The sequence below is a fragment of the uncultured Albimonas sp. genome (assembly GCF_963977235.1).
Classification (GTDB): Bacteria; Pseudomonadota; Alphaproteobacteria; order Rhodobacterales; family Rhodobacteraceae; genus Albimonas.
This window is the reverse complement of the sequence record NZ_CAXBOD010000094.1, coordinates 1-11581: the sequence shown is the minus strand read 5'-3', so window position 1 is coordinate 11581 and position 11581 is coordinate 1. Positions and strand designations below refer to the sequence as shown.

10 protein-coding genes are annotated in these 11581 nt (G+C 73.9%); 5 read left to right on the top strand and 5 right to left on the bottom strand.

Translation table 11 applies throughout. The annotated features are described in order from the left end of the window. Positions 1-178: 178 nt before the first annotated feature. A complete protein-coding gene (locus AAC134_RS22555) occupies positions 179-919 on the bottom strand; it encodes an SDR family oxidoreductase (protein WP_339951834.1) in 741 nt (246 codons plus the stop codon). 124 nt (positions 920-1043) lie between these two features. Then, positions 1044-1490 (bottom strand): DUF1178 family protein, encoded by a 447-nt coding sequence (locus AAC134_RS22550; protein WP_339951832.1) that lies wholly within the window; start codon positions 1488-1490, stop codon positions 1044-1046. A gap of 183 nt (positions 1491-1673) precedes the next feature. Here AAC134_RS22550 and AAC134_RS22545 point away from each other — a divergent pair, with 183 nt between their 5' ends. Together AAC134_RS22545 and AAC134_RS22540 are read left to right on the top strand one after the other, a co-directional pair. After that, a complete protein-coding gene (locus AAC134_RS22545) occupies positions 1674-2966 on the top strand; it encodes an ATP-binding protein (protein ID WP_339951830.1) in 1293 nt (430 codons plus the stop codon). Positions 2967-3186: 220 nt separating this feature from the next. Next, entirely contained in the window at positions 3187-3942 is a 756-nt protein-coding gene (locus tag AAC134_RS22540) for a phosphate uptake regulator PhoU (protein ID WP_339951828.1), read from the top strand. A gap of 690 nt (positions 3943-4632) precedes the next feature. On the opposite strand, the gene AAC134_RS22535 is transcribed toward AAC134_RS22540, so the two are convergent. Beyond that, positions 4633-5292, bottom strand: coding sequence for a GcrA family cell cycle regulator (locus AAC134_RS22535; protein WP_339951826.1), 660 nt, complete (start codon positions 5290-5292; stop codon positions 4633-4635). Between the two features lie 180 nt (positions 5293-5472). Next, positions 5473-6429: a LysR family transcriptional regulator gene (locus tag AAC134_RS22530; protein ID WP_339951824.1), complete on the bottom strand. Its 957-nt coding sequence runs from the start codon at positions 6427-6429 to the stop codon at positions 5473-5475. 97 nt (positions 6430-6526) lie between these two features. Between AAC134_RS22530 and AAC134_RS22525 the strand changes: the two genes are divergently transcribed. Both AAC134_RS22525 and AAC134_RS22520 read left to right on the top strand, forming a co-directional pair. Then, positions 6527-7519, top strand: a complete 993-nt coding sequence (locus AAC134_RS22525; RefSeq protein ID WP_339951822.1) for an NAD-dependent epimerase/dehydratase family protein — start codon at positions 6527-6529, stop codon at positions 7517-7519. 206 nt (positions 7520-7725) lie between these two features. Next, on the top strand, positions 7726-8475 hold the full coding sequence (locus tag AAC134_RS22520; protein WP_339951820.1) for a hypothetical protein: 750 nt from the start codon (positions 7726-7728) through the stop codon (positions 8473-8475). A 147-nt stretch (positions 8476-8622) separates the two neighbouring features. Here AAC134_RS22520 and AAC134_RS22515 read toward each other — a convergent pair whose 3' ends face one another. Further along, the gene (locus AAC134_RS22515) at positions 8623-9402 is read right to left on the bottom strand and encodes a sulfite exporter TauE/SafE family protein (RefSeq protein ID WP_339951818.1); all 780 of its coding nucleotides are present in this window, start codon (positions 9400-9402) and stop codon (positions 8623-8625) included. Positions 9403-9702: 300 nt separating this feature from the next. On the opposite strand from AAC134_RS22515, the gene AAC134_RS22510 reads away from it, so the two are divergent. Continuing rightward, entirely contained in the window at positions 9703-11391 is a 1689-nt protein-coding gene (locus tag AAC134_RS22510) for an acyl-CoA dehydrogenase family protein (protein WP_339951816.1), read from the top strand. The last annotated feature ends 190 nt before the right edge of the window (positions 11392-11581 follow it).

The following is an 11581-nucleotide window of genomic DNA, read 5'->3' as shown; positions in this document are numbered from 1 at the left end:
CCTGTTCTTGGGTGGGTCAGGAGCCCGCCGGAGGCGTCGCTTGCCTATCTCGGCGCGCCGTCCGCCCGAGCCCGTCGCCCCAGGCGCCCCGCCCGCCAGGCGCCGCGAGCCGAGCCTTCCTTACAGGCGCGCCAGTCGACGCGGCGCCCCTCCAGACCTTCCCGGATTGGCCTTGGTTTCAGCGCGCGCCCGCTACGTCCAGCATCGCCCCGGACGTATAGGAGGCCGCATCCGACAGCAGCCACACGATCGCCTCCGCAATCTCGTGGGCGCGTCCGGCCCGACCCATCGGCAGGCTCGGCCCTGCGCTCGCCGCGCGGTCGAACCCGTGGCTGTCCATGTGGATGTCGGTCTCCACAATCCCCGGCCGCACGCAGTTCACCCGCACCCCGCTGCGCGCCAGCTCCTGAGCCATGCCCAGCGTCAGCGTGTCGATCGCCCCTTTCGAGGCCGCATAGTCCACGTAGGTCGCAGGCCCCCCCAGCCTCGAGGCCGCCGAGGAGATGTTGACGATCGAGCCGCCCGCTCCCCCTCGGTCCGTCGGCATCCGCCGCGCCGCCTCGCGCAGCGCCAGGATCGCGCCGGTGACGTTCACGTCGATCATCCGCTTCACCCGGGCGGGCTCCATCTCCGCCAGCATCGAGGCCTTGGCGACGATGCCGGCGTTGTTCACAAACCCGGTCACCGGGCCCAACGCCGCCTCTGCCGCGTCGAACAGGGTCTCGGCCGCGCCGATCTCGCCGATGTCGGCCTGCACCGCGAGGCCGCGCGCGCCGGCGGCCTCGACCTCGGCCACCACCGCCGCGGCGGCCTCTGCATTCGAGACGTAGTTCACCGTCACGTCCCAGCCGCGCGCCGCGCACAGCCGCGCGGTCGCCGCGCCGATCCCGCGCGATCCTCCGGTGATCAGGACATGCATGGCCGTCTCCTCCCTTGCCTCTGGCCGGGGGAGCTTCCGCGCCGGCGCGGCGGTTGTCCACCGCCCGCGCCAGGGCCAACCTTTCGGGAGTTCAGGGGAGGGCGCGCGCCCCCTCGGCCGCCGCTCAGTTGTCGCGGCCCGAGCGCCAGGGCAGGGGGGCCACCGGCACGCCGTCCTCGACCAGCTCCTGCGCCTCCTGGCGGGTGGCCTCGCCGTAGATCGGGCGGTCCTCGACCTGGCCGTCGTGCATCTGCCGGGCCATTCTGGCGAAGTCGCGCCCCACGTTCTCGGCCGAGGCCTCGACCCGCTCGCGCAGCGCCTTCATCGCCGCTTCCAGCGGGCTGTTGGGGGCAGAGAGCATCGGCGCCGTTTCGGGGCTCGCGGCAGGCTCGGGGCGCGGCTTGGCCCCGGCGGCGAGCGAGGGCGCCATCAGCGACTTGGCCACCTGGGCGTTGCCGCATATCGCGCAGGCAAGACCGCCCGCGGCCTTCACCTTGTCGAAGGCCTCGGCCGACTGGAACCAGCTCTCGAACTCGTGCCCTTCGGCGCAGCGCAGGGTGTAGCGGATCATGGCTCGGCGTTCCCCGGAACTCGGGCGGGCCATCCCCGGGCCCGTCGCGCTCTAGATATGTGACGAGGCGATGAAGGCAAAGCGTCTTCGCCCTGTCCGCGACGCATGGTATCGGGACGTGACCCCCAGGCCGCCCTTCCGCGCCGCGCCAGTCCGAAAGCCCGAAAGCCCGAAAGGACGCCGATGCCCCTCCGCGGCGAGACCGCCCGCCGAATCGCCGTCGCCGCAGCCGCCCTCGCCGCCGCCGCGGCCGCCGGCGCCCTGGGCGCGCCCGCGCCGGGGCAGGCGGCCGCGGGCCTGTTCGGCGCCGCCCTCTTCGCCTTCGCCCTGCGCATCCCCGACGCGCCCGACGCCGTCGCCCCGCCGGCGCCGCGGAGCGCGGGGCTCGAACCCGGCCTCGGGCGCGCCGCGCTCGACCGGCTGCCGTTCCCGCTGCTGCTGATCGACCCGGCCGGGCTGATCGAGTACGCCAACCCCGCCGCCCGCTCCCTGTTCGAGCGGCTGCGCGTGGGCGAGCATCACTCGATGTCCTTCCGCGCCCCCGATTTCCTCGATGCGCTGGCCGAGGCGCAGGCCGGCGGCCCGCCGCGCAGCTTCGACTTCACCCTGCACGGCGACCGCAACCGGGTGATCCGCGCCCATGTCGACGGCGCCTCGCGGCCCGACGAGGGCGCCCGCGTCCGCCGCCGCCACGTGCTGTGCCTGTTCACCGAGCGCACCCAGGACCTGCGAATCGAGCGGATGCGCACCGATTTCATCGCCAACGCCAGTCATGAGCTGCGCACCCCCCTCGCCTCGATCCGCGGCTTCATCGAGACCCTGCAGGGCCCCGCCCGCGACGACCCCGACGCGCAGGAGCGGTTCCTGGGCATCATGCAGGCCCAGGCCGGGCGGATGCAGCGCCTGGTCGACGACCTCCTGTCGCTCAACCGCATCGAGCTCAACGAGCATGTCGCCCCGACCGAGCGCCAGGACCTCGGCGAGATCGCCCGCGAGACGGCCGAGGCGCTGGGTCCGGTCGCCGACGAGCGCGGGGTCGAGATACGCCTGCTGGCCCCCGCTCACGGTCCCTATGTGCGCGGCGACCGTGACCAGCTGATCCAGGCGATCGGCAACCTGCTGGAAAACGGCATGAAATACGGGGAGGGTCCGGTCGAGATCAGGCCCGCCGCGCCCTCGCCCAGCCATCCGGGCATGACCGGCCTGACGGTGCGCGACCATGGCGAAGGCATCCCGCGCGAGCATCTCCCCCGCCTGACCGAACGCTTCTACCGCGTCTCGGTGCGCCGCTCGCGCAACCAGGGGGGCACGGGACTGGGGCTGGCCATCGTCAAGCACATCATGTCCCGCCACCGCGGCGAGCTCACGGTCGAGAGCGCGCCCGGCGAGGGCGCGAGCTTCACCCTCTGGCTCCCGGCCGAGCCCGGCGCCGCGGACGTCCCTCCGCGCGCCTCCGCCGACGCGCCGGCCGGCTGACCGCTCCCCAAGGGCCGGCGTCGCGCCGGGCTCGCCCTGGTCCCCGATCCCTGGGGTCATCACAGTCTGCCCGGGCGCAGGGTCTGCGCCCGCCGCCGCCCGGCGTCCGGGACTGTGCGCAGAAAAACCTCCGGATCCGGCGCGTTCCGCTTCCGGGCGACACACGCGTGTCATGCTTCGCCTGTAACGTGACGAAACGTCAGCGTTTTCGCCGGAAGTCATGTTTCAGCACCCCGACCCCCTGCGGCCCGACCGCCCGCAGGAGGCGCGGCCCGGGCGCCGCCACACGGTCACCTCCTTTGACGACGACCTGCGCCAGGTCGCCGCCCAGACCGCGCGCGTGGGCGGCATGGCCGAGGAGCTGCTCTCGGCCGCGCTGCCCCTGCTGCTGCGCGGGGGGCTCGGCGAGGCGGCCGAGGTGCGCGAGCTGCGCGACCGCCAGCGCCTTCTGGCGCGCGAGGCGACCGACCGCGCGGCCTCGCTCGTCGCCCTCCGCCAGCCGATGGGGGCCGATCTGCGCCAGTTGCTCGCCGCGCTGCGGGCGCTGGCCGCGCTTGCGCGCAGCGGCGACCTCTCGGCCAACCTGGCCGAGGGAGCGGCTCGCCTGCGGGCCGAGGCGCCTTCCGCCGCAAGCGCGACCCCGGCGCTCGGCGACGACATGGATGCGGCGCTGCGTCGGTTCGGCCTGCGGGCGCTGGCGCAGCTGTCCTGCGCGATTTCCGCCCACCAGGCGCGCGACGCCGAGGCCGCCCTTGCGGTCTGGCGGCGCGACGGCGAGCTCGACGCCCACTACGAATCCCTGACCCGCACCCTGCTGTCGCGCATGGGCGAGGGCGCCGACCAGGTGGTTCCCGGCGCCCGCCGGCTGTTCATCGCCAAGGACCTCGAACGGATCGGCGATCAGGCCCGCCACGTCGCCTCCGCCACCTGGTGGATGATCCGCGGCGCCGAGATCGACGCGACCGCCGAGCCCTGACGTCCGCCGGGCGCCTCTCGCTCCGCTCGCCGCAGTTCTTCCGCGTCGTCGCCCGTCGGGAAGCCGGCCGTTTCCCCGTCGCGACGCCGGCCGTTTCGCGGAGGCCCGCCCTTGGCGGGGGCGCCGCGTCGACCTCGCGCGGATTGCGCGCGGTCTGCCCGCGGCGCGGCGCGAGCGTTGCCCCCGGGACCGCCGTCTCCGTGCCGCGGCCGTCGCGCCAGGCGTCCCGGTCGCCACGCGCCGCGCGCCTGACGGTCGGGCCGGGCGCAGCTGTCGTCGCGGCGCTCCCCCGACACACGTCCTGCTTTTCGAGTGACTCGAAGACCGCCAGCCGCGGACCGCTTTGCCGGGCACGGCGACCCTCCCGCAGGGCGGGTCGGGCTTCGCGGTCGCAGGCGCCGCGACCGCTGGTCCGCGATGCCCGGCGTCAGGCTCGCGGCGCCGGGGCGACGGGGGCGCCTGGAGCCTCCGTCTCCGTCCCGCGACCGTCGGGCCAGGCGTCTCCGCCTGCCATGCGCCGCGCGCCCGACGCGAGAACCGGGCGCAACCGTCGACGCGGCGCCTTCGTGGGGACGGCGCCGCGCACGGGAGATGGGGAGAGGATGGAAGCGTTCTGCCCTGTCTCCCTCACCCGCAGGGCTGAAGAGCGGGGCGCCGGAGAGGCCGCGGCGGCGGCCTCTCCGCAAGGGGTCAGCGGGAGCGGGAGCGGTCGCGCCGGGCGCTCATCGGCTGGAAGGCGACCTGGACATGCGCCTCGCAGTAGGGCTTGCCGCCGATCGCGGGCAGGCCGCAGAAGAAGAAGTCGTCCGTCGCCGGGTCGCCGATCGGCCACTTGCAGGTGCGCTCGGTCAGCTGCAGCAGGTTCAGCCGCTTGGCCTTCTTCTCGACCTCCTCGAGGTTCCGGCGCGCCTCCTCGGAGACTTCCGAGACCTGGGGCGGTTGCGGACCGTTGTGAGGCGTCGGCGCGAAGGCGCGCGGGGCGGGACGCTCGACCGGCTCCTCGGGGACCGGCGCGGCGGCGCGCGGCGCGGGGGCCGGCTGGGGCGCGGGGGCCGGACGAGGCGCAGGCTCGGGCTCGGGGGCCGCGGCCGCGGTCGGACGCGGGGCGGGCTCGGGCGCGGGGGCCGGCCTTGGCGCGGCGGCGGCGGCGGCGGCGGGCGCGGGGGCCGCGTCCTCCTCCTTGCCGCCGGTCTTGGGGGCGGCCGTACGGTTCGACAGGCCCAGGCGATGGACCTTGCCGATCACGGCGTTGCGGGTCACGCCGCCCAGCGCCTTGGCGATCTGGCTGGCGCTCTTGCCCTCGCCCCACATGGACTTGAGCAGCTCGACCCGCTCGTCGGTCCAGGACATGACGTTCTCCATGGCTTTCACGCGGCGCCGGCGCCCCGGCCCTCGCGGCCACGACGCGGAGCCGCGGACAGGGGCGGCGCCGCAGTCGCGGCCGCCCCCTCCCGGGCCGTCGCGGCCCGTCGCGTCTCTCACCCCCTATTTTACCCTGCGGGGCGGCCGGGACAAGACGCAGCCATGCGATCAGGGCCGATCCGTCGCGCCTGCGGGCGCATTTCCGCCTGTCGCCTCGCGCGCAGCCGGCCCGGGGACCACCCCGCGCGCCAGGCGGGGCAGCGTCTCGGCCAGGTGATCGAAGACCCGCCGCACCCGGGCCGAGCCCCTCAGGTCCGCATGCGCCGTCAGCCAGACCGGCAGGGCGCCCAGCTCCGCCCCCGGCAGCACCGCGCGCACCCGCGGGTCGAGGGCCGCCACCGGCTTCTGTCCGACCCCGATCCCCGCGCCCGCCGCCACCGCCTCCCAATAGGCGACCTGGTCGTCGGTGCGCAGGCGGAAGAAGCGGCGGGGCAGGGGGAAGCCCGCCTTCGCGAACCCCTTGACCATCAGCTCGGAGCGGTCGAACCCCACCACCCGGTGCGAGGCGAGCTCCTCCACCGTGCGCGGCGCGCCGTGCCTTGCCAGGTAGATCGGCGAGGCGAACAGCCCCAGCGCCATCTCAGCGGCCTTGCGCGTCACCAGGTCGGCCTGCGCGGGGCGATACATGCGCACCGCCACGTCCGCCTCCCGCCGCAGCAGGTTGGCGCTGTCGTCCGAGGCGACCAGCTCGATCTCGAGCGCCGGCTCCGCCTCCAGCAGCTCGGTCAGCGCGCCGGGCAGCAGGTAGGTCGCCACCACCCGGCTGGCGGTCACCCGCACCACGCCCGAGACCCCCTTCGCCCGCCCCGCGGCCGAGCGCGACAACCGGTGGGCGGCCGCCTCCATCTCCTCGGCCCGGGCCAGCGCCTCGCGCCCCGCGTCGGTCAGCCGGGCGCCGCCGGCCCCCCGCTCGAGCAACACCTCGCCCAGCCGCCCCTCCAGCGCCGCCAGCCGGCGCGAGAGGGTGGGCTGGCTCAGGGACCCCGCCCGCGCCGCGCCCGACAGCGAGCCTGCGCGCGCCACCGCCAGCAGCGCCTGCAGTTCCGCCCAGTCCAGGTCATCCATTTTTGAATGGCTCCCATCCAATTGTGCGGCTTCCGCCTCGGGAAAGAATACCCCAGTTTCTCCCTGTCGCCATCCCGGACCCGCAGGAGATCCCGCCATGACCACCCCCGGAACCGTCCTGATCGCCGGCGCCCGCGGCCGCTTCGGCCGCCACGCCACCGCAGCCTTCGCCGAGGCCGGCTGGCGGGTGCGCGCCCTCACCCGCTCCGGCGCGCGGGGCTTCGAGAACGCCGAGCCGCTGGCCGGCGACGCGCTCGACCCCGCCGCCCTGACCCGCGCGGCGCAGGGCGCGGACGTCATCGTCAACGCGCTCAACGCGCCCTATCCCGCCTGGTCGAGCGAACTGCCCCGCGCGACGCGGGCGCTGCTCGCCGCCGCCCGCGCCACCGGCGCCACGCTTCTCCACCCCGGCAACGTCTACGGCTACGGCTCGGCGATCCCCGCGCGGACCACGCCCGAGACGCCCTACCGTCCCGACACCCGCAAGGGCCGCCTGCGGGCCGAGCAGGAGATGCGCCTGCGCGCGGCCGCCGAGGCCGGCGAGATCCGCTGCATCGTCCTGCGGGGGGGCGATTTCCTCGACACCGAGATCGCGGGCAACTGGTTCGACAGCCACATGACCGCCGGGATCGAGCGCGGACGCTTCGTCTACCCCGGCCCGCTCAACCAGGTGCACGCCTGGTCGTTCCTGCCCGACTTCGCCGCCATCGCCGCGGGGCTTGCGGCGCGGCGCGCGGATCTCGCCCCCTTCGCGGCCTTCAACCACCCCGGCCACGCCCTGACCGGGGCCGAGCTGCTGGCCCTGACCTCCCGCGCCGCCGGCCGCGTTCTGGCGCCGCGGCCGTTCCCGTGGTGGGGCGCGCGGCTCGCCTCGCCCTTCTGGCCGCTGGGACGCGAGATCCTCGAGATGCGCTACCTCTGGACCGCGCCGCATCGGCTCGAGGACCCGCGCCTGGCCGCGCTGCTGCCGGGCCATGTCCCGACCTCGGCCGAGGCGGCGGTGGCCGCGGCCCTCGCCCCCCGGCTCGAGGGCGGCGCCGCGTTGCGCAGCCCGCTGCCGGTCCCCGGCGCCCGCCCGCGGGCCGCGTAGGCCGGCCGCGTCGGGCCGGGGCGGCGCCGCTGCGAAGTTGTCGCGCGCCGCCCACACCTGAACGAAACCCGAGCGATCGGAGCGACGCGGGGTTGAGCCGGGCTGCGCGGTGATCTTCACATGATCGCGCAACCCCTTGGCTCCGCAGCAAAGGCGCGACGACGACGCCGCGCGGGCCGCCCGGGACTTCGAAGAGGGACCCGCCGATGGCGATCTTGCGCGCGTATCATGCGCTGGACATGAACCGTTACGACGTCCGCCACAACGACCGGACCGTCATCAGCAACGAGGTGGTGCGCTTTGGCGGCGACCTCGACCACATCGCCTATTTCGGCGCCATCTGGCACCCCTACGGCTGGGAGCCGAGCGGCACCCTGCGCGCCGTCTCGGTCCAGGCCGAGGGGACCGAGCACTTCGCCCTCTTCGACTTTGCCCGCCCGGTGCGCGCGCCCTTCCAGGCGATGCAGCTCGAGGGCGACAGCCGCAAGTTCTTCCGCCTGATCCTGCAGGAGGAGGACCGCCTGCTGGGCTCACGCGAGGACGACACCCTCAACGGCTTCCGCTCCGACGACCTGGTCAAGGGCGGCCGCGGGCGCGACGTGCTCAAGGGCGGGGGCGAGGACGACGTCCTGCAGGGCGGCCGGGGCCGGGACAACCTCAACGGCGGTCACGACGACGACCGGCTCAACGGCGGCCGCGGCGACGACAAGCTGCGCGGCGGGCAGGGCGAGGACGTGTTCGTGTTCTGGAAGGGCGCGGGCGACGACGTGATCCGCGATTTCCAGGACGGGCGCGACCTGATCCGCATCTCATCGCGCGGGACGCTGGACTTCGACGACCTCTCGATCCGCGGGGTCGGCGATCACGCCGAGGTGACGATCGACGGCGCCGCCACCGTCACCCTGCGCCACATCAGCCCCGCCGAGCTGACCGAGGCCGACTTCCTCTTCGGCTGACCCGCGCGGACCCCCACCGGGTCGCCCGGCTCGCCGTCGCCCGCAACGCAGGCGCGCCCCGGGCTTGACCCGGGGCCTCGGCCGCCAGCGCCGCGTTGGAAAATCCGGGCCGTAGGGCGCATTTCAATGCGCCTCGCCGCCCCCGGCTCAGCCCGCCAGCGCCCGCCGCACCAGGTTCAGCCCGGCGATCACCAGCACGATCAGCGTCGCCCGGCGGAACTTCTGCTGGTCGAGCCGGTCCTGCACCGCCAGCCCCAGCGCCATCCCCGCCATTGCCGGCGCGACCATGACGACCGAGATCGCCCCCCCCTCGCCCAGCAGCAGCCCCGAGCGCAGGTGCGAGATCACCAGGATCAGCGAGCCCAGCAGGAAGCTCACCCCCTGCGCGCGCACCATGTCGGTCTTGGGCAGCTCGAGCGCGGTCAGATAGAGCAGGATCGGCGGCCCCCACACGCCCGAGAGCCCCCCGAAGAACCCCGCCACCAGCGCCACCCCGGCTTCGACCGGCTTCAGCCAGCGCCGGGGCGGCGCGGCCGGGCGCCAGCCCAGCAGCTGGATCGCCGCGAAGCCGCAGACCCCCACGCCCAGGATGCCGAACAGCGCCTGCTCGGGGATCACCATGATCAGCTGCGCGGTCACCGCAATGGCGCCGAACATCACCAGATTGAGCAGCCAGAACCGCCGCAGGCTCGCCCAGGCGGCGTTCAGCCCCTGGCGGAAGGTCTGCCAGATGTTGGTCACGACCGCCGGCAGGATGATCGCCGCCACCGCCAGCGGCGCCGGCAGCACCGAGCCGATCGACGAGATCGCGATCATCGGCAGCGCAAAGCCCACCACGCCCTTGGCGAAGCCCGCCGCGAGCATTCCCACCAGCGCCGCCGCCAGCGCGGCCGACCCGTGGTCGGCGATCAGTCCTGCGAAGTCCATGTCGGCGCCCATAGCACCGCCCGCGCGCGGGCGACAGGTGGTCCGCGAGGTCTGCGCGCGCGTATGCACAGGGTGTGTCCGCGCGCGGGCCGGCCTCGTCCGGAATTTCGCGCAAGATACCGCCTGCGACCCCCTGTCGTGGCGAAACGATCTTGCGCGGGCATTGACCCGTCGGCGGCGCTTATCTAGCGTCCGCGCGCGAAACGTGACAGATTCCGCGATGCAGCAACCCCTGCGCGCGCCTCGCGGCCGGCCCCGGACCTCCCTCCCCGGCCGACCGCCGACCGGAGAGGTTCCAAGATGAACGAAGCGACCGCGATCCCCACGCCCGAGCCGATTCTCGCCGATCTCGAGACGCTGTGCGCCCAGGCCATGCCGGCGGTCGAGGACATCCTGATGAGCTCCCGCCGGGCGCTGCGCGAGCGGGTGAGCGTGGATGGCAAGGTCTCGGCCGAACTGATGGAGCGCGAGCAGCACGCCGCCCATGCGCTGAGCTGGATCGCCACCTACGCCGAGTCGCTGCGCCAGATGCAGGCCTGGTCCGTCCGCCTGACCGAGCAGGGCAAGTTCGGCGAAATCGAGAAGCTCCTCCTCCAGATCAGCTTTGGCGAGTATCTCACTCAGCTTGCTGGCGGAATCATGATGAGCCAGAATGAGTTCGCGCGCCTTGCGGACCTGGGGCTGGCCGCCGAGGGACTGGCGCTGGCCTCCGACGCCTCGGTCTCGGCGCTGGTCGCTGGGGGCAACACCGACGCCGCCCGCCACCGCCTGGTGCAGATCATGCGCGAGCGCGCCGGCGCCTCGACCTACGGCGACTGCGGGCTGGACGACGACTTCGAGATGATCCGCGACCAGTTCCGCCGCTTCGCGGACGAGAAGGTGCTGCCCTACGCCCATGAATGGCATCTGAAGGACGAGTTCATCCCCATGCCGCTGGTGCAGGAGATGGGCGAGATGGGCGTCTTCGGCCTGACGGTGCCCGAGGAATACGGCGGCTCGGGCCTCGGCAAGACCGCGATGTGCGTGGTCTCCGAGGAACTCTCGCGCGGCTACATCGGCGTGGGCTCGCTCGGCACGCGTTCCGAGATCGCGGCCGAGCTGATCCTCAACGGCGGCACCCAGGCGCAGAAGGACAAGTGGCTGCCCGCCATCGCCTCGGCCGAGATCCTGCCGACGGCGGTGTTCACCGAGCCCAACACCGGCTCGGACCTCGGCTCGCTGCGCACCCGCGCGGTGAGGGACGGCGACGACTGGAAGATCACCGGCAACAAGACCTGGATCACCCACGCCGCCCGCGCCGACGTGATGACCCTGCTGGCGCGCACCGACCCTGACACCTCGAACTACTCGGGCCTGTCGATGTTCCTCGCCGAAAAGCCGCGCGGCGACGACGCCAACCCGTTCCCGGCCGAGGGCATGACCGGCGGCGAGATCGAGGTGCTCGGCTATCGCGGCATGAAGGAATACGAGCTCGGCTTCGACGGCTTCGTGGTGAAGGGCGAGAACCTGCTGGGCGGGGCCGAAGGCCAGGGCTTCAAGCAGCTGATGAAGACCTTCGAGGGCGCGCGCATCCAGACCGCCGCCCGCGCCGTGGGCGTGGCGCAGAACGCGATGGAGATCGCGCTGAAATACGCCGAGGACCGCAAGCAGTTCGGCCGCTCGATCGTCGAGTTCCCGCGCGTCTACGACAAGCTCGCGCTGATGGCGGTCGAGATCATGGTGGCGCGTCAGCTCAGCTACCACTCCGCGCGCGAGAAGGACGAGGGCCGCCGCTGCGACCTGGAAGCGGGCATGGCCAAGCTGCTCGGCGCCCGCGTCGCCTGGGCCTGCGCGGACAACGGCGTGCAGATCCACGGCGGCAACGGCTTCGCGCTGGAATACCCGATCAGCCGGGTCCTGTGCGACGCGCGCATCCTCAACATCTTCGAGGGCGCAGCCGAGATCCAGGCCCAGGTCATCGCCCGCCGCCTCCTCGACGGCGTCAACTGAGCCGCCGCCGCCCTGCCACGCGAACCGACCGCCCCGGACCTGCAAGGTCCGGGGCGGTCCTCGTCGCCCCGCGCGACGCCCGACACGCCTCGCAAAGCGCCTGTTCTCCGGAGCCGTCTCTCGCGGATGCCGGCAGGAGCGACTCGCCCCCTCCGGTCAGGGATCGCGCAGCGACCCCGCGCAGCGGGGC